The following is a 22,722-nucleotide window of genomic DNA, read 5'->3' on the forward strand; positions in this document are numbered from 1 at the left end:
TGGGTGGATCCCTCTACCCTTGGGGTGTGTACCCCTTCCTCAAGGGTCACGGCACCGAGAACGACTTCGTCCTGCTGCCGGACCACGACGGCACCGTCCACGGCGAGCTCGCCGCGGAGCGGGTCCGCGCCCTGTGCGACCGGCGGGCGGGCATCGGTGGCGACGGCGTGCTGCGGGTCATCCGAACCTCCGCCGTCGGCGACGCCGGTCGCGGCCAGACGGTGCTGGACGGCGGGGCTGAGTGGTTCATGGACTACCGCAACTCCGACGGCTCGGTCTCCGAGATGTGCGGCAACGGGGTGCGCGTCTTCGGCCGCCACCTCGCCGAGCAGGGCCTCGTCGACACCTCCGTGCCTGTGCCGGTCGCGACCCGCGCCGGGGTGAAGGTGCTGACCTTCGCCGGGGGTACGACGGACGGCGAGATCACCGTCGACATGGGCTCGCCGGAGTTCCCCCGGCCCCGCAGCGAGATCACCGTGGGCGAGCGCACGTGGAACTCGCTCAACGTCGACATGGGCAACCCGCACGCAGTCGTCCAGGTCGACTCCCTCGACGACGCTGGCTCGCTCCTCGAGGAGCCCGGCTACGACGGCGGCGTCTACCCGAACGGCGTCAATGTCGAATTCGTCGTGCGCCGGGGGGACCACCATGTCGCGATGCGCGTGCACGAACGCGGCTCGGGGGAGACCCGGTCCTGCGGCACGGGCGCCTGTGCTGTCGCGGTCGCCGCGGTCTGGGCCGACGGCCACGTCGAGCCGGGCCACCTGCCGACCGAGGACGTGACCTTCCGCGTCGACGTGCCCGGCGGGACGCTCACCATCACCTGGACGGCTGACAACCGGGTCCTGATGACCGGCCCGGCAGTCGTCGTCGCCGAGGGCACGACCGACCTCTGACCGACGGATTGCCGCCCCGCTCCGCGGTAGGGAGTGGCGTGCCCGCCGACAGCTGGTCCCGGTGGGAACGGCTCGCTGAAATTGATTGATATCAATCAATTTGAGCGTGGGCGACCCATCGGGATCGGATCACACCGGCGCCAACCGCAGTGACGAGCGTGAGCCCACGACCACGTCGCGAGCGCCGGAGAATCCCGGCCGGCGCGCGTCAGGGATCCCCGACACTGACACCTCTGGTGTCACGGTCCGCCGCGCGGCGCTACAGTCCGGGCCATGGAACTCACCGGATCCTCCGCCATCGTCACCGGCGGCGCCTCGGGCATCGGCGCGGCCGCTGCCCGCGCGCTCGCCGCCAAGGGCGCCACCGTCGTCGTCGCCGACCTCCAGGCCGACAAGGGCGAGGCCCTTGCCGCCGAGATCAACGGCGTCTTCGCCCAGGTCGACGTCACCAACACCGAGCAGATCGGTGCCGCCGTCAAGGCCGCCGCCGAGATCGCCCCCCTGCGCGCCGTCGTGAACTCGGCCGGCATCGGCTGGGCGCAGCGCACCATCGGCCGCGACGGCCAGCTGGAGTCGGCCCACTCGCTGGAGGCCTTCACCAAGGTCATCGCGATCAACCTGATCGGCACCTTCGACATGGTCCGCCAGGCCGCCACCGTGATGAGCCAGAACGAGCCCGACGAGGACGGCTGCCGTGGCGCCATCGTCAACCTCGCCAGCGTGGCCGCCTTCGACGGCCAGATCGGCCAGGCGTCGTACTCCGCGTCCAAGGGTGGCGTCGTCGGCATGACCCTGCCGGTCGCCCGTGACCTGTCGGCCGCCGGCATCCGCCTCAACACGGTCGCGCCGGGCCTGATCGACACCCCGATCTACGGCGAGGGCGAGGCGGCGGACGCGTTCAAGGCCAACCTCGGCCAGAACGTGCTCTTCCCGAAGCGTCTCGGCACGGGCGCCGAGCTGGCCAGCATGGTCATCGAGTGCCTCACCAACTCGTACATGAACGGCGAGGTCATCCGCGTCGACGGCGGCATCCGGATGCCCCCGAAGTAGTCAGCAGCACTTCACCCGCGCGTCGACCGGCGAACCCTCGCTGGTCGGCGCGCGGCGCTTTTCTGTGGGTCGTGACGCTCCTCTGGGACGACCGGACCCGGCTCGGCGAGCTCCGCGTGGGCCGCCGCAGCACCATCGTCGCCGGCCTGGCCGGTGCCTCCGTCCCGGCCCTGGGGCTGGCCCGGTTCCCGGCCTTCGTCGAGCGTCGTCCGGACCTGACCACCGGCGTCCGCAGCGGCGAGGTCACGACCAGCTCGGCGGTGATCTGGTCGCGCGGCGTCGAGCCCAGCCGGATGATGGTGCGCCTGCGCAGCGGTGCCCGCCAGTGGACCGTCCGTGGCCGCTGGACCGACCCGCGCACCGACTTCACCTCGCGGCTCCACCTGCGCGACCTCGCCCCCGGTCGTGAGTACGACACCGAGGTGTGGTTCGAGACGCCGGAGGGCGAGCGCAGCGCACCCGAGCAGCTGTCCTTCCGTACGGCGCCGATCCACGCCGCCGCGCAGTCGATCGTCTGGTCCGGTGACACCAACGGACAGGGCTGGGGCATCGACAAGGGCCGGGGCGGGATGACGACGTACCGGATGATGCTGGACCTCCGGCCCGACCTCTTCGTCCACGTCGGCGACACCATCTACGCCGACGAGCCGATGCCCGAGACCAGGCTCCTCGTCGAGGACGGCACGACCTGGCGCAACGAGCTGACCGAGGACGTGCTGGCGCCGGCCGAGACCCTGGCCAACTTCCGCGGCCGCCACCGCTACCCCCTGCGCGACGAGCACGTGCGGGCCTTCTATGCCGAGGTGCCCTCGGTCGTGCAGTGGGACGACCACGAGACATCGAACAACTGGTATCCCGGCGAGACCATCGACGACATGGGCTACTCCGAGCGCCGGGCCGACGTGCTGGCCGTGCGCGGCCGGCGGGCCTGGCAGGAGTACCAGCCGGTGCCGGTGCAGCGGCTGGTCGCACCCGACGGCAACGGCTTCGCGCCGAACCGGATCTATCGGAGGGTGTCGCGCGGCCAGCACCTCGACCTGTTCCTGATGGACATGCGCAGCTGGCGTGGCCCCAACCCCGACGCCGACCCGGCGCAGGCCGCCGAGCGGGGCGAGGCGGGCCTGCTCGGCCCCACCCAGGAGGCCTGGCTGATCGACGGCCTGCGACGCTCGCGGGCGACCTGGAAGGTGATCTCGATCGACCAGCCGCTGTCCGCGCCGGTCCGCGACACCGGCGACCTCGACGGCGTCGCCAACGGCGACGACGGACCGCCCCTGGGGCGCGAGCCCGAGATCGCGCGGATCCTGTCGGCGATCAAGAGGCACCGGATCCGCAACGTCGTGTGGATCACCGCCGACGTGCACTACACCGCCGCCAACCACTACGACCCCGGGCGGGCCACCTTCACCGACTTCGACCCGTTCTGGGAGTTCATCTCCGGGCCGCTGCACTGCTCGCCGTTCACGGCCCGGCCCACCGAGCTGGACCAGACCTTCGGCCCGCTCGTGCACTTCACCCACGGCAAGGACGAGCCGCTGCCGGTGAAGATCGCGCCGCGCCCGGACAACCAGCACGTCGGCCACCTCGCGATCGCCGCCACCGGCGAGCTCACCGTCAGCCTGTACGACGGCGGCGGCACCGTGCTGTGGTTCAGGACCCTCGAGCCGGACCCGCTGGAGGCCTGAGCCGGTCGTGGCGGACCGGCCTCAGCCCTGGCACCACATGGCGCCGTACGGGCCGACGATCGTGCGGCGCTCCACCACCCGGCCGCCGACGCTGACCACGCACGTGACCTCGACGCCCGGCCACAGGGCGTGCACGAAGGCGGCGCCGTAGTCGGGGCGGCCCCAGACCGTCGTGTTGTGGACCCACGAGTTGCCGACGCCGTTGTCCTCGCCGTACTGCTGGTCGTCGCTCGTGGGGATGATGTACTGCACGCGGTACATCGGCTTCGCCGACGTGATCTTGATCTGGTACGCCGTGCGCGGCAGCGACTTGCCACGCCGGAGCCGCCCAGGCCGGGCGGCATCGGCAGGCCCGACGGCAGGTCGACGGCCTCCGGCGTCTCCTCGGCCTCGGCCTTCTTCCTGCGCTGGCGCGGCGTCGGGGTCGCCGACGGCTCGGGGGTCGCCGAGGGCGCCGCCGCGGGGTCGTCGGCGGACTCGTCAGGTGGGTCGGGTCGGTTGAGGAAGGCGAGGGCGCCTACCGCGACCGCCACGATCGTCACGATCCACAGCCACTTGCTCTCGCCCCCCGGTCGTCGAGCACGCATGCACGGTCAACGACCGGGAGCCGCCGGGGCTATCTCGGGTTCACTCGCCGACGGCGTCGCGCTCCTCACGCGTGTAGCCCTCCATCATCGGAGCCGGTGCGCTCGCGGGCGCGGCCATCCGGTCGTTGCGGAGCTTGCCGAGCTTCTGCGAGGTCATGGCCAGCACGTCGCGGCTCTTGCCGCGGCCGTAGGTGACCGAGGCCTCGGGTCGCACGCCGAGGCGGGTGCCGACCTCGATCGCGTCCTGGTCGGCGCCCATGTAGAGGAACTGCCACGCGTAGTCGTTGGTCTGCTGCTCGACCAGCGCCCTGATCGCGGGATGCGTCCACTCCTGGCTGGCGTTCTCGTGGCCGTCGGTCATGATCGCGACGATGACCGTGCCCGGGCGCTCGTCCTCGGGCAGGGCGGCGAGCTCGGCGCCCGCGGTGGTGACCAGGCGGCCCATCGCGTCGAGGAGCGCCGTCGAGCCGCGGGGCTGCAGGTCCAGCGGCGGCACGTCCGCCACCGGGACGCCGGCGAACACCACGTCGTACTCGTTGTCGAACTGCGCGAGCGTCACCCGGCACTCGCCGGGCTGCGCCTGCTGCTCGGCCACGAACGCGGCGAAGCCGCCCTCGGTGTCGGTCTTGATGGACTGCATCGACCCGCTGCGGTCGAGCAGGAAGTAGAGGTGCGTGAGGTCGGCTCGGGCCATGGCTGTTCTCCTAACTGGGCCGCCGCGGCTTGAACCGCATCGGCGCCGGTGGTGCGGCGGGTTGCCGCGGTTGACCTGTCTCCAGGTCGTACTTCGCGCGCTCGACACCGGCGGCCGTCACCCGCCCTCGGTCGTCGGCGTAGGCGCCGAGGCTGCGGGTGCGGGCCAGCCGGGGGCCGACCGCGTTCTCGGTGAGGCCGGCCTGCGCCCCCGCCCCACGCAGGGACGCCTGGCCGGTCAGCACCGCGGTCGCCATCGCCTCGTCGATGAGCTCGGTGAGGCGATCGGCGGCTTCGCGAAGGTAGGGGAGGGCTCCGACGGAATCCTTGGCCTCCGCCTCGTCGAGGGCCTGGCGCACGGCCGCCAGGCCGTGCGGCACGGTGGGCCGGTCGCCACGCCTCTGTTCGCTCATGGGATCCATCGTGCCGCACAAACTGCGGATACGCAAGAAATGCGGATCCGCAGATCATGCGTTCGTACGACGTCCCGGTGCCCGCGGGAGGAAATCGGGAAGCATCGCGGCGTGCCCGTCGTTACGCTGGACGACGCCTATGACGAACCATGCTGAAGACTTCTCCCTCGCTGCCGCCCTCCGAGCCACCGAGGGCTGGGACGACCCCGAGGACCTGGTCGACCCGGTCGACCCCGACAACCCCGACGACACCTGGGAGTCGGGGTACGCCGACGCGGACCCGGAGGACCTGACCACCGGCGAGATGGACCTGGCGGCGCGCCACGAGCTGCGCCGCGTCGCTGGCCTGCGCACCGAGCTCGAGGACATCACCGAGGTCGAGTACCGCCAGCTCCGCCTCGAGCGCGTCGTGCTGGTCGGCGTCTGGACCGAGGGCAGCGTCGCCGACGTCGAGAACGCGATGGCCGAGCTCGCGCTGCTCGCCGAGACCGCCGGCTCCGAGGTGCTCGACGCGATCTACCAGCGCCGCCAGTCGCCCGACCCCGCCACCTACATCGGCCGCGGCAAGGTCGAGGGCCTGCGCGAGATCGTGGAGGCCACCGGCGCCGACACGGTGATCTGCGACGGCGAGCTCGCCCCCTCGCAGCTGCGCAACCTGGAGGACCGGGTCAAGGTCAAGGTGGTCGACCGGACCGCGCTGATCCTCGACATCTTCGCCCAGCACGCGAAGTCGAAGGAGGGCCAGGCCCAGGTCGAGCTCGCGCAGCTCAACTACATGAAGCAGCGCCTGCGCGGCTGGGGTGGCAACCTCTCCCGCCAGGCCGGTGGCCGGGTCGGCGCCGACGGCGGCGGCATCGGTGGCCGTGGCCCCGGCGAGACCAAGATCGAGACCGACCGGCGCCGCATCAACGACAAGATCGCCAAGCTCCGCCGCGAGCTGAAGGTCATGAAGGGCACCCGCGACACCAAGCGCCAGGAGCGCCGCCGCAACGAGGTGCCGTCGGTCGCGATCGCGGGCTACACCAACGCCGGCAAGTCGTCCCTGCTCAACCGGCTCACCGGCGCCGGCGTGCTCGTCGAGGACGCCCTGTTCGCGACCCTCGACCCGACGACGCGGCGCACCCAGACCTCCGACGGCCGCGTCTACACGATGAGCGACACGGTCGGCTTCGTCCGGCACCTGCCCCACCAGCTCGTCGAGGCCTTCCGCTCGACGCTGGAGGAGGTCGCCGACTCCGACCTGATCGTCCACGTCGTCGACGGCTCGCACCCCGACCCGGAGGGCCAGCTGGCCGCCGTCCGCGAGGTGCTCGCCGACATCGACGCCGGCTCGATCCCCGAGCTGGTGGTGATCAACAAGCTCGACGCCGCCGACCCGATCGTCATCGACCGGCTGCTGCGTCGCGAGCCGCACTCCGTCGCGGTGTCCGCCCACACGGGCGAGGGCATCGCCGAGGCGATCGCCGCGATCGAGGCGGACCTGCCGCGGCCCCGCGTGGAGTTCACCGCGCTCGTCCCCTATGCGCGCGGGGATCTGATCGACCGGATCCACAAGGACGGCGAGATCAGCTCGATGGAGCACACCGCCGACGGCACGCACGTGTCCGGCCGGGCCACGGAGGCGCTCGCCGGCGAGCTGGCGGCGTACGCGGTCTGAGCGGGTTGGCCACGCACCTACCGAATGTGTCGCTGTCTGCGGCATTTTGCGACAATTTCGGTTGGTACGACGGATGATCTCGTCGTGACTCGGCACCACCCTCGTCCCCGCCCGCTCGCAGCGCTCCTCGCGCTGGGGCTGGTCGTCGCCGCCACCGCCCTCGTCTGGGCCCGCGCCGGTGCCGGCCCGGACCGGTGCGTCGAGCGGGCCGAGCGTGCCGAGCAGCGGAGCGAGCTGGTGACCGGCACCGGACCCGAGGTCCTCGTGATCGGCGACTCCTACTCCGTCGGCGCCGGCGTGCAGCCCGACCAGTCGTGGCCGGTCCGGCTCCCCGGCCGGGTCCGCGTCGACGGCTTCTCCGGCAGCGGGTTCAGCGCCGGTGCCAGCGGCTGCGGCGACCTCTCCTACGCGACCCGGGCCCCCCGCTCGCTGCGGACGACGACGCGCCTGGTGGTCGTCGAGGGCGGGCTCAACGACACCGACCAGCCGGTGGCCGACCTCGAGGGCGGCGCCCGCCGGCTGCTGCGGCTGCTCGACGGCCGCCGCGTGCTGGTGGTCGGCCCGCCGGCGACCCCGGACCGGAGCTGGGGCGAGGTCGCCCGGGTCGACGCGGCGCTGCAGCGGCTCGCGGGGGAGTACGGCGCGTCGTACCTCTCGATGCTGGACGCCGACCTGACCTACCAGGACGACGACCTCCACCCCGACCCGGCCGGCCACCGGGAGTTCGGCGACATCGTCGCGGCGCAGGTCGAGGCGATGCTGACCTCCTCGTAGGAGGTCAGGCCCGGCACCCGCCGGCGGCCCGGACCTCCCGCGCCACCTGCCGTGCGGTCGCCACGACCTGCTCGGCGAGCGGCGAGAGGGAGCCTCGGGTCAGCGCGTGGATCCGCCGTGGGGGCAGCGCGGGCTCGAGCCGGTGCAGCTCGATGCCCGGAGGTCGCTCGGGCCAGCCGAGCGAGAGGGTCGGCATGATCGCGCTCCCCAGTCCGGCGCGGACCATCGACAGCACGGCCTGGTTGTCGGCGGTGCGGAACACGACGTCGGGCCGGACACCACGGGCGGCGAGGTGTGCCTCGACCACCAGGGCCTGGTCGCAGATCGGCGGCAGGGCGACCAGCGGGGCCCCGTCGAGCCGCTCGACGGGGACCCGGCGGCTGGTGAAGTCGCCCGGCCGCGCCACCAGGACGTGCTCGTCCTCGATGACCGGGGTGCTGTCGACGCCGGCCGGTCCGGGGCGGTCGAAGAAGAGGACGTCGAGGTCGCCGAGGTCGGGATCGGCGGCCTCGTCCTCCACCAGCCGGATGTCGCAACCGGGACGGGCCTCGCGGATCCGCTGCACCACTGCGGGGAGCAGCACGTTGGTCACCGTCTGGAAGGTGCCGATGTCGACGCGACCGTCCCCGGCGTGGAACCGCTCGACCGAGGCCGCGGCGTCGTCGACGAGGTCGAGCACCTCCCGCCCGGACGCGAGCACCAGCCGGCCGAGCGGCGTCAGCCGGACCGGACGCGGGCCGCCCGGACGGTCGAAGACCGCACCGCCCACGGAGCGCTCGAGCGCGGCCACCTGCTGGCTCAGTGTCGACTGCGTGTAGCCGAGCCGCGCGGCCGCTCGCGCGAAGGTCCCCTCCGACGCGATCGCGTCCAGGGCACGGAGGTGCCGGAGCTCGTACACGTCAATGATCGTAAATCACGAACGCCACGATCGGGAACAATCGTTTTTCACGATGCTCTGCGCGGCCTAGCGTCGCAGTCATGAACCCCGAGACCCTGTACGACGTCAACGGCGTCACCCTGTGCGCGCAGACCTTCGGCGACCCGGCCGACCCCGCGGTCCTGCTCATCCACGGCGCCAGCGCCTCGATGCTCTGGTGGGAGGAGGAGCTGTGCCGGCGCATCGCCCGCACCGGGCGGTTCGTCATCCGGTACGACCAGCGCGACACCGGCCGGTCCTCCACCTTCCCGGTGGGTGAGCCCGGCTACGGCCTGCGCGACCTCGCGGCCGACGCGATCGGCCTCCTCGACGCCCTCGGCGTCGATCGCGCCCACGTCGTGGGCCGGTCCATGTCGGGAGGCGTGGCGCTGGTCGTCGCGGTCGACCACCCCGAGCGGGTGCGTTCCCTCACCCTCGTCAGCACGACGACCGGCGAGCTGCCGATGGGCGACCTCGACTTCCCCGAGGAGCCCGACGCCTCCGACCCGGCGGCCGTCGTCGAGTACGTCGTCGAGGCGGTGCGCGCCTACGCGGGAGCCTCGCCCCACTTCGACGAGGACGCCGTGCGCGCCCTCGCCACCGAGGACGTCGGCCGCGCACGCGACATCGCCGCCACCCTGGTCAACCACTACGCCATGGACTTCTCCGGTCCTGCCGGCGGCGGCTTCGCGGACATCCGGGTGCCGACCCTCGTCGTGCACGGCGAGCTCGACCCGGCATTCCCGCTGGCCCACGGGGAGGCGCTGCGCGACGCGGTCCCGGGCGCGCGGCTCGTCGTCCTCCCGGGGTCGGGGCACGACGTCGCCCCGCCGGTCTGGGACCTCTTCATCGACGCGCTCGCCGAGGTGACCGCGTCATGACGCGCGTGAGGTCGGCGATCTGGGTGCCGCTGTTCGACGAGCTGGCGGACCCGGCGGTCGTCGTACGGCTCGCGGTGGAGGCGGAGGAGCACGGCTGGGACGGCTTCTTCGTGTGGGACCACGTCCGCTGGAGGGAGCCCGTCGAGGCGCTGGCCGACCCGTGGGTGACGCTGTCGGCGGTCGCGGCCGCGACGTCGGAGATCAGGATCGGACCGATGGTCACGGCGCTGGCTCGTCGCCGGCCGCAGGTCGTGGCGCGGCAGACCGCATCGCTCGACCTGCTCAGCGGCGGCCGCCTCGTGCTGGGCGCCGGGCTCGGCAGCGACCGCTTCGGTGGGGAGTTCTCGCGCTTCGGCGACGAGGTCGACGACCGGACGCGGGCGGCGATGCTCGACGAGGGCCTCGCGATCCTGCGGGACGCCTGGTCGGGGGAGCCGGTCCGGCACCGCGGCGAGCACCACGTCGTCGACGACGTCCGGTTCCTGCCCCGCCCGGTGCGCGGCACGGTGCCGGTGTGGATCGCCGGCTTCCCCAGCCGGCAGCGGCCGCTCCAGCGCGCCGCCCGGTACGACGGCTTCGTGCCGGTCAACCTCGCGCAACCCGAGCAGCTGGCCGAGGCCGTCGCGACGATCGGCGCACTGCGTGAGGACCCCACCACGCCGTACGACGTCGCGGTGACCCTCGCCCCGGACGCCGACCTCGCCGGGTTCGAGGCGGCGGGGATGACCTGGTGGCTGACCGACGTCGATCCGCACGGCACCTCCGTGGCGGACGTGCGCGCGGTGCTGAGGGACGGACCGTTGCGCTGATCGGACGTGATTCGCGCGACGTTCACCGGATGCGTCGGCGTGGCCTGTGGAGGGCCTCCCGGGATGGTCGGTCCCGCCCTCTAGGGTTCTCCGGTGACCTCCCCATCGGCCAGGCCGGCTGTCGACTCCTCGCCCGTCCGCGACCTGCTCGCGACGGCCGTGACGGCGCTCGGCGGCCAGGAGCGGGCGGGCCAGGTCGCGATGGCGGAGGCGGTCGCCCAGGCCTTCGCCGACCGGGAGCACCTCCTCGTCCAGGCCGGCACCGGCACCGGCAAGTCGCTGGGCTACCTCGTGCCGGCCCTGCTGCACGACAAGCGCGTCGTGATCGCCACGGCGACCCTGGCCCTGCAGCACCAGCTGGTCGAGCGCGACCTGCCCCGGCTGGTCAAGGCCGTCGGCACGACCCCCGGCCTCGACGCGTCGTACGCCGTGCTCAAGGGGCGGTCCAACTACGCCTGCCTGCACCGGATCCGCGAGGGCGCCCCCGACGACCAGGGCGAGCTGATCCAGATCCCCGAGGGCTCGATGGGCGCGAAGGTCCTCGAGCTGCGCACGTGGGCCGAGGCAGCGGCCGAGGCCGGCGGCAGCGGCGAGCGCGACGACGCTCCGCGGCACACCGAGAAGGAGTGGCGCCAGGTCAGCGTCTCGGCGCGCGAGTGCCTGAGTGCGAGCAAGTGCCAGTTCGGCCAGGAGTGCTTCGCCGAGCGGGCGAAGGAGAAGGCGCACAAGTCGCACCTGATCGTCACCAACCACTCGCTGCTCGCGATCGACGCGATCGAGGGCATCCCGATGATCCCCGACTACGACGCCGTCGTGATCGACGAGGCCCACGAGCTCGCCGCGCGGGTGACCCAGGCGGCGACCGACGAGCTGTGGGCCGCGGAGGTGGAGCGGGCCGCGCGGCGCAGCGTGCGCCATGTCGAGGGCAACGAGGCCGACGACCTGGCCGACGCCGCCGACGCCCTGCGGGCCGCCGTCAGCGAGGCCCCGGCCGGTCGCTTCGAGCGGCTCCCCGAGGACCTCGCCGACGCGCTCGCGCTGGTCCGCGACGCGGCCCGTGCGTGCATCTCGGCGTTCCCGAAGGCCGAGGCGGGCAGCGAGCCCGACGCGGCGATGACCCAGGCGAAGGGGATGGTGCAGGAGGTCTTCGCGACCGCGGAGCGGATGGCGGCCAACTCCGAGCACGACGTCCTGTGGCGCACCGAGGGCAGCGACCGGATGCCGCCGACGCTGGCGATCGCGCCGCTGCAGGTCTGGGGGCAGATGCGCGACAAGCTGCTCGCCGACAACACCGTCGTGATGACCTCGGCGACGCTGATGCTCGGCGGCGACTTCAACGCCGTCGGCCGCTCGGTCGGGCTCAAGCCCATGCCCGACGAGGAGCAGCCGTGGCGCGGCATCGACGTCGGCAGCCCGTTCGACTACGCCAGGCAGGGCATCCTCTACGTCGCCCGCCACCTCCCGCCGCCCGGCCGCGACGGACTGGGCCCGGCCCAGCTCGACGAGATCACCCAGCTGGTCGACGCCGCGGAGGGGCGCACGCTCGGGCTGTTCTCCAGCCGGCGTGCGGCCGAGGCCGCCGCCGAGCACGTCCGCAAGGCGCTGCCGCACCTGACCACGCTCGCGCAGGGCGAGGCTCAGCTGCCCGAGCTCGCCCGGCAGTTCGTCGAGGACCCGCACACCTGCCTGTTCGGCACCCTCGGCCTCTGGCAGGGCCTCGACGTCCCCGGCGACACCTGCCAGCTGGTGATCATCGACCGGATCCCGTTCCCGCGACCCGACGACCCGCTGATGAGCGCGCGTCAGAAGGCCGCCGACCAGGCGGGCGGCAACGGCTTCATGCAGGTCGCCGCCACCCACGCCGCGTTGCTGCTGGCGCAGGGTGCCGGCCGCCTGATCCGGACGACGAGCGACCGCGGCGTCGTCGCCGTCCTCGACCCGCGGCTCGCGACCGCCCGCTACGGCTCGTTCCTCAAGGCGAGCCTGCCGCCGATGTGGCCGACGACGGACCCGCAGGTGGTGCGCCAGGCGCTGGCCAGGCTCAGCCAGTCACCTTCACGCTGATCGCCTGGCTGCTCGACCCCTGCTGGGGCGTGCCCTGGCAGGTGTAGAGGTAGGACTGCTGGTCGTCGGCCATGTCGCCGCAGTTGTAGCGGGTGTCGCCGTTGGCCACGGTGACCTCGATCCACTCGGTGGTCGAGCCGAACGCGTAGCTGACCGAGGCGTTGCCGTCGCTGGTGAGCGGCACCACCCGCGAGACCGCGCCCTGGTTGCGACGCTTCACGGTGATCACGGCCGCGGCACCGATCGACAGGGTGTTGAGGTTCAGCCCGACGGTGACCTTCGAGGTGACCAGCCCGGACCCGCGGGTGAAGCGGTACGTGCCGGTCGCGAGGTGGGTGAGGCTGAAGCCGACCGACCGGGTGCGCGCCGAGGACGTCATCGTGTACGTCTTGCGCAGCGGCGCGGGCCGGTAGGCGCTGCCCTCCTCGTAGAGGAGCGGGCGGCGGTTCCACATGCCGAAGGTCGCGAGCTGGGTGGAGATGTTCGTGCCCTTGGCCGCGAGCTCGTCCACCAGGCCCTGGAGCGAGTAGGTGTTGGCGTCACCGGAGCCGCCGTCGTCGAGACGACGCCAGATGTCGCGCACGATGGTCGGCAGGCCGGCGACCGAGGTCGGGTAGCGCTCGGAGAGGTAGCGGAAGAAGATCCAGGTGCCGTAGGGCTCGATCTGCGTGAACGCGTCGAGCGCCTGGTTCGGCTTGGCGAGCGGGCCGTAGGGCAGGTAGGCGCGGTTGTCGTTGATGCCGTCGTACAGCTCGTCCTCGACCCAGCTGGCCGTGGCCTCCATGATCCAGCCGTCCTCGTTGACGTCGTAGGCGAACTGGACGGCGTGGAAGAACTCGTGGGCCGCGGTCACCCGCAGCGCCGAGCGCGGCAGGATCCCGAACTCGGCGTAGTTGTTGTCGAGCACGCAGTACGCCGGCGCGGCCACGTGGCCCGAGACGTCCTCGTCGGTGGTGCAGTAGCCGTAGGCACCGGCGCTGCCGATGTTGCCGAGGTAGACGTCGGGCAGCGAGCTGCCGTCGGCCCCACCGTCGGAGATCGGCTTCTTGTAGCCCGCGCGGACGTAGGTGTTCGCGACGTTGCGCATCGTGTCGAGGGTGAACTCGACGTAGTCCGGCGTCCCGCCGGCCACGCCGGGGAAGGCGCCACCGGCGCCGTCGTTCTCGGTGGGGATCGCGTTGGTGCCGCTGCTCACCCAGTGCACGCACACGACGGTGTTGCACTTGCGCTTGACGGTGTGCGAGCCGTAGCAGGCGAGGTCCTCGTTGAGGCACTCCGAGGCGCTGTCGGTCGGCCGGGCCAGCAGGCGCGCGGCCGTCGCCCGCTTGGAGTCGGGCAGGTCGCCGCGCGTGACCGCGAGGTCGCGCAGCGCCAGGGTGAGGTTCTTGCCCTCGACGTCGCCGGCGGCGGGGTCGGCGGGCTCGACCGGCGCCTCGACGAGGTCCTGCACCGTCTCCAGCGCGTGCTCGGCCACTTCCTCGGCGTCCGGTGCCGGGTCCGGGTCCGCCGCGCGGGCGGGGACGCCGAGCGCGGTCACCGCGAGGGCGGTCGCGAGCAGGGTGGCGAGCAGCGCGACGAGCGCCGACCAGGGGGTGCGGGGACGGATCATGGGGGAACGGGCCTCACCGAGTTGCCGACAGGGACCCCCTGACCCTATGTCAGACCCGGCGCAGGACCGCGGTGACCTTGCCGAGGATCGTGGCGTTGGTGCCGTCGATGGGCTCGAAGGCCGGGTTGTGCGGCAGCAGCCACACCTGCCCGTCCTTGCGCTGGAACGTCTTCACCGTGGCCTCGCCGTCGATCATCGCGGCGACGATCTCGCCGTTCTCGGCGGTCGGCTGCTGCCGGATGACGACGTAGTCGCCGTCGCAGATGGCCGCCTCGATCATCGACTCGCCGCTGACCTCCAGCAGGAACAGCTGGCCGTCGCCGACGAGCTGGCGGGGGAGCGGGAAGACGTCCTCGACGCGCTCCTCGGCGAGGATCGGGCCGCCGGCGGCGATCCGGCCGACGACCGGCACGTTGGCCGGCACCGGAGCCGCGTCGCCGATGCCCGTCTCGTCGTACGACGTCTCCTCGGCGGAGCCCATCGCCTTGCGGGCGGCCATCACCTCGGGCAGGAAGACCTCGAGGGCACGCGGCCGGTTGGGGTCGCGCTTCAGGTAGCCCTTCTCCTCGAGGACCCGCAGCTGGTGGGCGACGCTCGACGTGCTGGTCAGCCCCACGGCCTGGCCGATCTCGCGCATGCTCGGCGGGTAGCCGCGCTTCTCGATGCTGTCCTTGATGTGGGCCAGGACCCGCTGCTGGCGCGGCGTCAGGCCGGTCGCGTCCGGGGGACCGTCCGGCAGCTCGGTCACACCGCGTCCTGCCTTGCGCTCCGCCATGGGGTGCCTCCCGTTCGCTCAGATGTCCCGGCCGTTGATCGGACATCCCGATCAGCCGACCGGCTGCATGTGACGACGCTAACCGATCCGGCGGCGGCGTTTCAAACATCTGTTCGAACGGCGTGTCGCGACACGCCCTTCGAACACGATTTCGAACGGGTGCTGGATTTGTTCGAACGTGTGATCTAACCTCGTACACATGTTCGATCGAACGCCTGATCGAACACCTTCAGTCGGACCCCGTCACTAGACAGTTCCCGACAACTTCCCCGGAGGACATGAGACATGAGCACGATCAGCATCGCCCCCCACCGCGTCAGCGCCGGCCGCAGCAACGCCGTGCGCGTCGGCACCTCCCGTGTCGCCGCCACCCGCCGGGTCGCGCAGCCAGCTCGCGGGGCGGGCCGGGTCCGGCTCACCCGCCGGGGTCGTGTCGTCGTCTTCCTCCTCGCGTTCGCGGTCGTCGCCGCTCTCGCCGTCGCGATCGCCGCCGGCTCCGCCGCCACCCGTGACGGCGGTGGCGCACCCGCCGTCGACGTCGTGACGGTCGCCCCCGGCGAGACGCTGTGGGACATCGCCAGCGACGTCGCAGCGGCCAGCGGCGGCGACGTGCGCGGCGCGATGGCCGACATCCAGGACCTCAACACCCTCGACGGGAGCATGGTCTACGCCGGCCAGCAGCTCCGGATCCCCGCCGCGCACTAGCGGCGTACCGACTCTCCGCTGCCTCGACCCCAGCGGAGCTACTCCGCTGACTCGACCCCAGCGGAGCAGGGGAAAGGCGAAGGGTGGCAGGCCCGGCTCAGCGAGCCGCGCGCTTGCCACCCTTCGGCGCATTCGGGTCCCGCTTCGCCTTCGGCTCGGGCGAGGAGGTCAGGCCGACGGCCCGTGAGAGGCGCACCGCCAGCATGAAGGCGAGGAAGAGGCAGAGCATGGCGCCGGCGGATGCCACGGCGAGGAACAGCCAGGCGCTGCCCTTGCCGTCGTGCCGGGCGGTCGCGCCGAAGTCGATGGCCGCGAGCACCAGGTATCCCCAGGCCACCAGCGCGAAGGTGATCCCGACGGCCAGGGCGAGCAGGTCCGGACGGAAGCGCGCCTTCGTCTTGCCGCCCGCGCGCTTTCCACCTGTCACGGCGGTCATTCTGACTGATGGCTGGTTGACCCGCGACTCAGGGCACCTCCGAGACCACGTAGACGGCGACCGCGGCGCCGGTCCCGGAGTCGGAGACGTTGAGCACGACGCCGTACTTCTCGCTGGTCAGGTTGGCGCTGGTGCCACCCAGGCTGCTCTGGTTGGTGAAGCCGGCGTCCTCGAGCTCGGCGACCGCCTCGGCGAAGACGTCCTCGGCGCTGCCGTCGCTCTCGGTGCCGATGGTCCAGCCGGTGCCGTCGGGGGTGTCGACGGCCGTCCCGGACTTGACCTCGCCGACGAGCGGGACGGCGTCCTCGGGGAAGCCCTCCGGCAGGTCGCCGCCGCCGATCACGACCGAGCCGTCGCTGTTCTCGACCTTCACCTCGCCGTCGTCGAGGTCGACGTCGACGTCCCCGCCGTTGCCGTCCTCGATGGCGTCTTCTGCGGCGTTCTCGGCCGCGTTCTCGGCGGCGTTCTCGAGGGCGTCGCCGCAGCCGGCGAGGGTCAGGGGAAGGGCGAGCGCGGCGGCCGTGGCCGCGACGGTACGACGAAGGCGGGGCCGGGTGCGCAGGGCGGTCTTCGAGCTGGACATGGGGGTCGCTCCTGGGGGGTGGGGGGAGGTCGGCGCGACCCGAGACACGCCGGTCGGGAACTGCTGTCGAACAGCCTCGTCCACCGCGTGACCTGCGCAAACGCGGGTACAGGTAAAAGTTCGCGCAAGTCGTGGCCCCCCGGCCTTGCACCCGTGGTGGCCGGGGCGTACGGTTACCACTACATCTAGTAGTTACAACGATGTAGTTCTCCACATCTAGTCCACAGGACGAGGGGTGGAGATGCACAGATCATCGCTCGTTCTGCACAGTCGGCGCCCTGGTTTCCACAGGGCCGACCGTCAGGCGGCGAAGCCGACCGGGGGAGGAGGAACCATGCACTGTCCGTACTGCAAGCACCACGACACCAAGGTCCTCGACTCCCGGGTGGCCGAGGACGGCTGCTCGATCCGCCGCCGGCGGGTCTGCCAGTCCCCGAGCTGTGAGAAGCGGTTCACGACGGTCGAGCTGATGCAGCTCACCGTGCTCAAGCGCTCCGGCGCCACCGAGCCGTTCAACCGCGAGAAGGCTGTCCAGGGCGTCCGGAAGGCCTGCAAGGGCCGCCCGGTCGGCGAGGACGACCTGGCCCTGCTGGGCCAGGAGGTCGAGGACCAGCTCCGGCTGGCCGGCAGCCCCGAGATCGCGGCCCACGAGGTGGGCCTGGCGATCCTGACCCCGTTGCGCCGCCTCGACGAGGTGGCCTACCTCCGCTTCGCCTCGGTCTACCGCGGGTTCGACTCCGCGGCTGACTTCGAGAACGAGATCGCCCTCCTGCGCGCCGAGCGCCAGTTGCAGGGTGACCCAGCCCCGACGGGCTGACCACAGACGCCCGGCAGGTAGTGGGGAAGCTGCCTGCCGGGCCACCAACGTCCCTGCCCCTCGGACCGGGGCACGCATTTCACCGCACGACCGCAGCACCGACGCATCACGCCGACACCGACACCCAGCACCAGGAGAGTCATGACCGAGACGGCCAGCAACCCGACCGAGGCAGGCGCACGCGCCGGCAAGGGCCTGAAGATCGAGCGCATCTTCAGCACCGAGGGCGTGCACCCCTACGACGAGATCACGTGGGAGCGCCGCGACGTCGTCCAGACGAACTGGAAGACCGGCGAGACCGTCTTCGAGCAGCTCGGTGTCGAGTTCCCCGACTTCTGGTCGCTGAACGCCTCGACCATCGTCACGACGAAGTACTTCCGCGGCGCCGTCGGCACCCCGGAGCGCGAGACCGGCCTGCGCCAGCTCATCGACCGCGTCGTCTCGCGCTACGTCGCGGCGGGCATCGAGCACGACTACTTCGCGACCACGGCCGACGCGGAGATCTTCGAGCACGAGCTCACCTGGCTGCTCGCCAACCAGTACTTCTCGTTCAACTCCCCGGTCTGGTTCAACGTCGGCACCAAGTCCCCCCAGCAGGTGTCGGCCTGCTTCATCCTGTCGGTGGATGACTCGATGGACTCGATCCTCAACTGGTACAAGGAGGAGGGCTTCATCTTCAAGGGCGGCTCCGGTGCCGGCCTGAACCTCTCCCGCATCCGCTCGTCCAAGGAGCTGCTCAGCAGCGGTGGTACGGCGTCCGGCCCGGTCTCCTTCATGCGCGGCGCCGACGCCTCGGCCGGCACCATCAAGTCGGGCGGCGCGACGCGTCGTGCGGCCAAGATGGTCGTCCTCGACGTCGACCACCCCGACATCGAGGAGTTCGTCGAGACCAAGTGGCGCGAGGAGGACAAGATCCGCGCCCTGCGCGACGCCGGCTTCGACATGGACCTCGGCGGCAAGGACATCACCTCCGTCCAGTACCAGAACGCCAACAACTCGGTCCGCGTCAACGACGAGTTCATGAAGGCCGTCGAGAACGGCACCGAGTTCGGCCTGCGCTCGCGCAAGGACGGCTCGGTCATCGAGACCGTCGACGCCCGCAGCCTGTTCCGCAAGATCAGCGAGGCCGCCTGGGCCTGCGCCGACCCGGGCCTGCAGTACGACGACACGATCAACGACTGGCACACCAACCCCGAGACCGGGCGGATCACCGCGTCCAACCCGTGCTCGGAGTACATGTCGCTCGACAATTCCTCGTGCAACCTCGCCTCGCTCAACCTGCTGAAGTTCCTGCGCGACGACGACACCTTCGACGCGCCGCTCTTCGCGAAGGCCGTCGAGTTCATCATCACCGCGATGGACATCTCGATCTGCTTCGCCGACTTCCCGACCGAGCCGATCGGCCAGACCACCCGCGACTACCGCCAGCTCGGCATCGGCTACGCCAACCTCGGCGCCCTGCTGATGGCGATGGGCCTGGGCTACGACTCCGACGGCGGTCGCGCGATGGCGGCCACCATCACCTCGCTGATGACCGGCACGTCGTACCGTCGCTCGGCGGAGCTGGCCGCGATCGTCGGCCCGTACGCCGGCTACGCCCGCAACGCCGAGGCCCACCAGCGCGTGATGCGCAAGCACCAGGCCGCCAACGACGACGTGCGCCCGCTGCACATCGCCGACGCCGAGGTGCACAAGCTGGCCACGGAGGAGTGGGCCAAGGTCGTCGACCTCGGCAAGACCAACGGCTTCCGCAACGCGCAGGCCTCGGTGCTCGCGCCGACCGGCACCATCGGCTTCATGATGGACTGCGACACCACCGGCATCGAGCCCGACTTCTCCCTGGTGAAGTTCAAGAAGCTCGTCGGCGGCGGCTCGCTGCAGATCGTCAACCAGACCATCCCGCGGGCCCTGAAGAAGCTGGGCTACGACGAGGAGAAGATCGAGGCGATCGTCGCCTACATCGGCGAGCACGGCCACGTCGTCGACGCCCCCGGCCTCAAGCCGGAGCACTACGAGGTGTTCGACACCGCGATGGGCGAGCGCGCGCTCAAGCCCATGGGCCACGTCAAGATGATGGCCGCCTGCCAGCCGTTCCTGTCGGGTGCCATCTCCAAGACCGTCAACCTGCCGGAGTCGGCGACGGTCGAGGAGATCGAGCAGATCTACATGGAGTCGTGGAAGCTCGGCCTCAAGGCCACCGCGATCTACCGCGACAACTGCAAGGTCGGCCAGCCCCTCGCCGACGGTGGCGGCAAGGCCAAGAAGGACGCCGCTGCCGCCGACGCCGCCGCCGAGGCCGAGACCAAGGTCGTCGAGAAGGTCGTCGAGAAGGTCGTCTACGCGCCGACCCGCAAGCGCCTCCCGAAGTCGCGCCTGGCCCGCACCACGTCGTTCACCGTCGCCGGTGCCGAGGGCTACATGACCTCCGGTGCCCACGAGGACGAGAGCCTCGGCGAGATCTTCCTCAAGCTCGGCAAGCAGGGCTCGACCCTGGCCGGCGTGATGGACGCCTTCTCGATCGCGGTGTCGATCGGCCTGCAGTACGGCGTCCCGCTGGAGACCTACGTCTCGAAGTTCACCAACCTCCGCTTCGAGCCCGCCGGCCTCACCGACGACCCGGACGTCCGGATGGCGCAGTCGATCATGGACTACGTCTTCCGCCGCCTGGCCCTCGACTACCTCTCCTTCGACGAGCGCGCCGCCCTCGGCATCTACTCCGCCGAGGAGCGCCAGCGCCACCTCGAGACCGGCTCCTACGAGCCCGTCGAGGAGACCGGCTCGGCCTCCGAGCTCGTCGAGACCGCCCCGGTCGCCAAGACCGCCCCGGTGGTCGAGGACGTCGTCGAGGCCGAGGTCGACGAGGACCCCCTCGCCGGTGCGCCCGAGGTCAAGGTCGCCAAGACCACCGCCGAGCTCCTCGAGCAGATCACCGGCCACGCGGTCGACAGCCCGCTGTGCATGACCTGCGGCACGAAGATGCGTCCCGCCGGCTCGTGCTACGTGTGCGAGGGCTGCGGCAGCACCTCCGGCTGCAGCTGATCGATCGACGTACGACGGCCCGGTCCCTCCTCGGAGGGGCCGGGCCGTCGGCGTCGTACGTCGTCGTGGGTCGTGTGCCTGAGACCCGCCTATCCGGCTGTCTCAGGCACACGACTCGACACGATGGTCAGCGGTCGCACTCGCCCGCAGGGTGGTGCAGGAAGCAGGCGTCACACATCGCGTTCCCGCCGGTCGGGTCGGGGGCGGTCTTCGACTGCCCGCCGGTCTTGCCGTTGCGGGAGGTGCGCCACACGTGCCCGCCGTGGGACGCCATGTGCTCGCTGTCCGGCCGGGTGATCCCGGCGCCGTAGTGGACGAGACCGGCAGCGACGGCCATCACCTCGGCACCGTCGGCGTCGTGGACGAGCACGCTGCGGTTCCACCCGTGGTGGGCGTAGGTGAAGGTCACGCCGCCGAGGGCCTCGACGTCCGCGGCGATGTGGTCGCGATCGCGGTCGTTCCAGAGCGAGTCGAACTTGAGAAGTTGGGCCCGCGTCATGGCGTCGCCGTTGGTCAGGGTGCTCACCTGGCGATCGTCTCACCAGAGTTCCGCGCGGCTCGCATCCCGACGGCCACCGTGGGTGGCTGGTCCGGGGTGGATCGACCGGTCCTCAGGGCGTCACGACGATGCCCCGCGCGGCGAACGCCTCCTTGACGACGTCCGCAGCAGCAGCGCCGTCCCGCACCAGCGCCTTGTCGTAGATCGCCGTCGCCGCGGCGTCGAAGGACGTGTCCGGGGCGAAGTCGAACTGGGCGTCGATGACGGTGGTGTCGAAGTCGCGCGAGGTCAGGCCGAGGGCCTCGTACCCGGCGCGGGCGTCCCAGAGGCCGCGGCTCCAGATCTGGCCGTCGTAGTGGACCTCGCCCTTGCGGTCGGCGACGGTGAGGTCGGTGTCCAGGCGGCGCAGGCAGTGCACCGGCCCCGAGGTGTACGACGTCGAGTCCCAGTCCATGACGCAGGCCTCGGGCGCCTGCACGGGCCAGCCGTACTCCTCCGCGGCGTCGAGGCCGACGGACACGGCGAGGTAGTCGCCCCACGCCTCGCCGATCGAGCCGGCATCGAGGGAGGTGCCGTAGCCGGGGACCTGGGAGGCGTGTACGGCGTGGCCGTACTCGTGCACGATCACCTCGGCGTCCTCGGCGTCGTCCACGCCACCCTTGCCGAGGCGGATCCGATAGGGCTTGTCGGTCTGGTAGCTGTTGTCGCCGCCGTACTGGTCGATCTTGACGCTGAACGACTGCTTGACCACCGGGCGCAGGGTGGAGCCGAAGCCGAGCGACTGGATGTACTCCTGCGCCTGGTTGACCCAGAAGTACGCCATCACCTGCTCGAACTGGTCGTCCTTGCGGTTGTAGTTGTAGACGCCCGTCGCCGAGTACGCCGGCGTGCCGGTCGCGGACTCGACGGTGACCCACCTGCCGCGGAGGTAGCCGGAGCCGTCCAGGTTGCGCAGCGGCACGGTCGCGTACTCGCTGCTCGGCACCGCGCTCGCCGAGTCCTTGGCATCGACGAGCGACTCGTCACCGCTCGACTGGACCGGGTTGACCTTGAACACCAGCCCGCTCCCGGTGGTGACGCCCGCGGCGGGCTTGGCGCCGGCCGGCGCGGCCGCTGCGGAGATCGTGAGGACGACGGCGAGGGTGGCCAGGGCCGGGCGAAGTTGCACGTTCGGGACACTAACACCGGACGAAGTCCGCGTGGAGGGCTGCGAGCGACTCGTTTTTGCCGGGTTGTCTGCAGGTGGCGGGCCCCGGGGAGGGGTGCCCATGAGAGCATGCATCCCGCCAGTTCCTCGTTGCTCGATCTCGGGAGAGAACAAAGTGAAGAAGTACGTCGTCGCGATGGTGATGGCCCTCGCTGTCATCCTTCCCGCCGCCCCCGCACACGCCGCGACGATGACGATCGAGGACTCGAACACCGACGCCCAGGTGCGCAACGCGCCTCCTGCTCGCGCGAAGTCGACGGCCGAGATCGAGAAGATGACCGTTTGGAAGTCGAACGGGATGGCGTACTTCCGCTTCCACCAGGCGGGGCTGAAGTGGCGGAGCACGGACCGTGCCTACTTCACGCTGCGGACCGGCTCGGGCTGGTGGCGGTACTCGCCCCAGCTCGGCATGGTCTATGCCTCGTCGTGCATCGTGGCGGTCAGTGGCCGTTACAACCTGACCACCGACACGGTGACGATCTCCTTGCCGACGTCGTGCTTCCTGCGGGGCAGGAACGCCGTCCAGGGTGACACCGAGTTCAAGCTGCCGTCCGGCGCCAAGGCGTTCGACGGGACACGGATCGGCGAGTACACCTTCCGCTGACCCGGCGCTCGCCGACGGCCCTG

22 protein-coding genes are annotated in these 22,722 nt (G+C 71.4%); 12 read left to right on the top strand and 10 right to left on the bottom strand.

Annotated elements, in window-relative coordinates; translation table 11 throughout:
- Positions 1 to 26 precede the first annotated feature (26 nt).
- From dapF to BJ993_RS15345, 3 genes are all read left to right on the top strand, one after another.
- Positions 27 to 896 (top strand): diaminopimelate epimerase, encoded by an 870-nt coding sequence (dapF, locus tag BJ993_RS15335; protein WP_308645588.1) that lies wholly within the window; start codon positions 27 to 29, stop codon positions 894 to 896.
- A 273-nt stretch (positions 897 to 1,169) separates the two neighbouring features.
- Positions 1,170 to 1,946, top strand: a complete 777-nt coding sequence (locus BJ993_RS15340) for an SDR family NAD(P)-dependent oxidoreductase (RefSeq protein ID WP_179649726.1) — start codon at positions 1,170 to 1,172, stop codon at positions 1,944 to 1,946.
- Positions 1,947 to 2,017: 71 nt separating this feature from the next.
- On the top strand, positions 2,018 to 3,631 hold the full coding sequence (locus BJ993_RS15345) for an alkaline phosphatase D family protein (RefSeq protein WP_308645589.1): 1,614 nt from the start codon (positions 2,018 to 2,020) through the stop codon (positions 3,629 to 3,631).
- A 21-nt stretch (positions 3,632 to 3,652) separates the two neighbouring features.
- Here the strand turns inward: BJ993_RS15345 and BJ993_RS15350 are convergent, their stop codons facing one another.
- From BJ993_RS15350 to BJ993_RS15360, 3 genes are all read right to left on the bottom strand, one after another.
- Positions 3,653 to 3,892 carry a hypothetical protein gene (locus tag BJ993_RS15350; protein ID WP_179649728.1) on the bottom strand — a complete coding sequence of 80 codons (240 nt, stop codon included), beginning with the start codon at positions 3,890 to 3,892 and terminating at the stop codon, positions 3,653 to 3,655.
- A 366-nt stretch (positions 3,893 to 4,258) separates the two neighbouring features.
- Positions 4,259 to 4,912: a vWA domain-containing protein gene (locus BJ993_RS15355; RefSeq protein ID WP_179649730.1), complete on the bottom strand. Its 654-nt coding sequence runs from the start codon at positions 4,910 to 4,912 to the stop codon at positions 4,259 to 4,261.
- A 10-nt stretch (positions 4,913 to 4,922) separates the two neighbouring features.
- Entirely contained in the window at positions 4,923 to 5,324 is a 402-nt protein-coding gene (locus BJ993_RS15360; RefSeq protein ID WP_179649732.1) for a hypothetical protein, read from the bottom strand.
- A 139-nt stretch (positions 5,325 to 5,463) separates the two neighbouring features.
- Here BJ993_RS15360 and hflX point away from each other — a divergent pair, with 139 nt between their 5' ends.
- Positions 5,464 to 6,981 carry a GTPase HflX gene (gene hflX, locus BJ993_RS15365; RefSeq protein ID WP_036547567.1) on the top strand — a complete coding sequence of 506 codons (1,518 nt, stop codon included), beginning with the start codon at positions 5,464 to 5,466 and terminating at the stop codon, positions 6,979 to 6,981.
- A gap of 84 nt (positions 6,982 to 7,065) precedes the next feature.
- Entirely contained in the window at positions 7,066 to 7,755 is a 690-nt protein-coding gene (locus BJ993_RS15370; protein ID WP_179649734.1) for an SGNH/GDSL hydrolase family protein, read from the top strand.
- Between the two features lie 4 nt (positions 7,756 to 7,759).
- On the opposite strand, the gene BJ993_RS15375 is transcribed toward BJ993_RS15370, so the two are convergent.
- Positions 7,760 to 8,653: a LysR family transcriptional regulator gene (locus BJ993_RS15375; RefSeq protein ID WP_308645590.1), complete on the bottom strand. Its 894-nt coding sequence runs from the start codon at positions 8,651 to 8,653 to the stop codon at positions 7,760 to 7,762.
- Between the two features lie 80 nt (positions 8,654 to 8,733).
- Here BJ993_RS15375 and BJ993_RS15380 point away from each other — a divergent pair, with 80 nt between their 5' ends.
- From BJ993_RS15380 to BJ993_RS15390, 3 genes are all read left to right on the top strand, one after another.
- The gene (locus tag BJ993_RS15380; RefSeq protein ID WP_179649736.1) at positions 8,734 to 9,552 is read left to right on the top strand and encodes an alpha/beta fold hydrolase; all 819 of its coding nucleotides are present in this window, start codon (positions 8,734 to 8,736) and stop codon (positions 9,550 to 9,552) included.
- Positions 9,549 to 10,361, top strand: coding sequence for an LLM class flavin-dependent oxidoreductase (locus BJ993_RS15385; protein ID WP_179649738.1), 813 nt, complete (start codon positions 9,549 to 9,551; stop codon positions 10,359 to 10,361). Before BJ993_RS15380 ends, BJ993_RS15385 begins: the two co-directional genes overlap by 4 nt.
- Before the next feature lie 93 nt (positions 10,362 to 10,454).
- Complete coding sequence (locus BJ993_RS15390; protein WP_179649740.1) at positions 10,455 to 12,425, top strand: ATP-dependent DNA helicase; 1,971 nt, start codon at positions 10,455 to 10,457, stop codon at positions 12,423 to 12,425.
- Here BJ993_RS15390 and BJ993_RS15395 read toward each other — a convergent pair.
- Positions 12,403 to 14,034 carry an MXAN_6640 family putative metalloprotease gene (locus BJ993_RS15395; RefSeq protein ID WP_179649742.1) on the bottom strand — a complete coding sequence of 544 codons (1,632 nt, stop codon included), beginning with the start codon at positions 14,032 to 14,034 and terminating at the stop codon, positions 12,403 to 12,405. The two genes, BJ993_RS15390 and BJ993_RS15395, sit on opposite strands and share 23 nt — an antisense overlap.
- A gap of 49 nt (positions 14,035 to 14,083) precedes the next feature.
- Entirely contained in the window at positions 14,084 to 14,809 is a 726-nt protein-coding gene (gene lexA, locus BJ993_RS15400) for a transcriptional repressor LexA (protein WP_036547579.1), read from the bottom strand.
- Positions 14,810 to 15,094: 285 nt separating this feature from the next.
- On the opposite strand from lexA, the gene BJ993_RS15405 reads away from it, so the two are divergent.
- Complete coding sequence (locus BJ993_RS15405; protein WP_179649744.1) at positions 15,095 to 15,514, top strand: LysM peptidoglycan-binding domain-containing protein; 420 nt, start codon at positions 15,095 to 15,097, stop codon at positions 15,512 to 15,514.
- 97 nt (positions 15,515 to 15,611) lie between these two features.
- On the opposite strand, the gene BJ993_RS15410 is transcribed toward BJ993_RS15405, so the two are convergent.
- Both BJ993_RS15410 and BJ993_RS15415 read right to left on the bottom strand, forming a co-directional pair.
- A complete protein-coding gene (locus BJ993_RS15410; RefSeq protein ID WP_179649746.1) occupies positions 15,612 to 15,941 on the bottom strand; it encodes a hypothetical protein in 330 nt (109 codons plus the stop codon).
- Between the two features lie 37 nt (positions 15,942 to 15,978).
- Positions 15,979 to 16,533 (bottom strand): hypothetical protein, encoded by a 555-nt coding sequence (locus tag BJ993_RS15415; RefSeq protein ID WP_179649748.1) that lies wholly within the window; start codon positions 16,531 to 16,533, stop codon positions 15,979 to 15,981.
- Positions 16,534 to 16,867: 334 nt separating this feature from the next.
- On the opposite strand from BJ993_RS15415, the gene nrdR reads away from it, so the two are divergent.
- Positions 16,868 to 17,350: a transcriptional regulator NrdR gene (nrdR, locus tag BJ993_RS15420; protein ID WP_036547586.1), complete on the top strand. Its 483-nt coding sequence runs from the start codon at positions 16,868 to 16,870 to the stop codon at positions 17,348 to 17,350.
- Between the two features lie 141 nt (positions 17,351 to 17,491).
- On the top strand, positions 17,492 to 20,389 hold the full coding sequence (locus BJ993_RS15425; RefSeq protein WP_179649749.1) for a vitamin B12-dependent ribonucleotide reductase: 2,898 nt from the start codon (positions 17,492 to 17,494) through the stop codon (positions 20,387 to 20,389).
- 127 nt (positions 20,390 to 20,516) lie between these two features.
- On the opposite strand, the gene BJ993_RS15430 is transcribed toward BJ993_RS15425, so the two are convergent.
- Together BJ993_RS15430 and BJ993_RS15435 are read right to left on the bottom strand one after the other, a co-directional pair.
- Complete coding sequence (locus tag BJ993_RS15430; protein WP_036547590.1) at positions 20,517 to 20,915, bottom strand: hypothetical protein; 399 nt, start codon at positions 20,913 to 20,915, stop codon at positions 20,517 to 20,519.
- Between the two features lie 85 nt (positions 20,916 to 21,000).
- Complete coding sequence (locus BJ993_RS15435; protein WP_308645592.1) at positions 21,001 to 22,056, bottom strand: M36 family metallopeptidase; 1,056 nt, start codon at positions 22,054 to 22,056, stop codon at positions 21,001 to 21,003.
- Positions 22,057 to 22,210: 154 nt separating this feature from the next.
- Between BJ993_RS15435 and BJ993_RS15440 the strand changes: the two genes are divergently transcribed.
- The gene (locus tag BJ993_RS15440) at positions 22,211 to 22,699 is read left to right on the top strand and encodes a hypothetical protein (RefSeq protein WP_179649753.1); all 489 of its coding nucleotides are present in this window, start codon (positions 22,211 to 22,213) and stop codon (positions 22,697 to 22,699) included.
- The last annotated feature ends 23 nt before the right edge of the window (positions 22,700 to 22,722 follow it).

The organism is Nocardioides aromaticivorans (assembly GCF_013408525.1).
Classification (GTDB): Bacteria; Actinomycetota; Actinomycetes; order Propionibacteriales; family Nocardioidaceae; genus Nocardioides; species Nocardioides aromaticivorans.

Bases quoted from the DNA above. Each gene is read 5' to 3' on its own strand.
- BJ993_RS15340 (WP_179649726.1), top strand. From the start codon at position 1,170: ATGGAACTCACCGGATCCTCCGCCATCGTCACCGGCGGCGCCTCGGGC.
- BJ993_RS15350 (WP_179649728.1), bottom strand. From the start codon at position 3,892: ATGTACCGCGTGCAGTACATCATCCCCACGAGCGACGACCAGCAGTAC.
- BJ993_RS15355 (WP_179649730.1), bottom strand. From the start codon at position 4,912: ATGGCCCGAGCCGACCTCACGCACCTCTACTTCCTGCTCGACCGCAGC.
- BJ993_RS15360 (WP_179649732.1), bottom strand. From the start codon at position 5,324: ATGAGCGAACAGAGGCGTGGCGACCGGCCCACCGTGCCGCACGGCCTG.
- hflX (WP_036547567.1), top strand. From the start codon at position 5,464: ATGACGAACCATGCTGAAGACTTCTCCCTCGCTGCCGCCCTCCGAGCC.
- BJ993_RS15380 (WP_179649736.1), top strand. From the start codon at position 8,734: ATGAACCCCGAGACCCTGTACGACGTCAACGGCGTCACCCTGTGCGCG.
- BJ993_RS15385 (WP_179649738.1), top strand. From the start codon at position 9,549: ATGACGCGCGTGAGGTCGGCGATCTGGGTGCCGCTGTTCGACGAGCTG.
- BJ993_RS15395 (WP_179649742.1), bottom strand. From the start codon at position 14,034: ATGATCCGTCCCCGCACCCCCTGGTCGGCGCTCGTCGCGCTGCTCGCC.
- lexA (WP_036547579.1), bottom strand. From the start codon at position 14,809: ATGGCGGAGCGCAAGGCAGGACGCGGTGTGACCGAGCTGCCGGACGGT.
- BJ993_RS15405 (WP_179649744.1), top strand. From the start codon at position 15,095: ATGAGCACGATCAGCATCGCCCCCCACCGCGTCAGCGCCGGCCGCAGC.
- BJ993_RS15415 (WP_179649748.1), bottom strand. From the start codon at position 16,533: ATGTCCAGCTCGAAGACCGCCCTGCGCACCCGGCCCCGCCTTCGTCGT.
- nrdR (WP_036547586.1), top strand. From the start codon at position 16,868: ATGCACTGTCCGTACTGCAAGCACCACGACACCAAGGTCCTCGACTCC.
- BJ993_RS15425 (WP_179649749.1), top strand. From the start codon at position 17,492: ATGACCGAGACGGCCAGCAACCCGACCGAGGCAGGCGCACGCGCCGGC.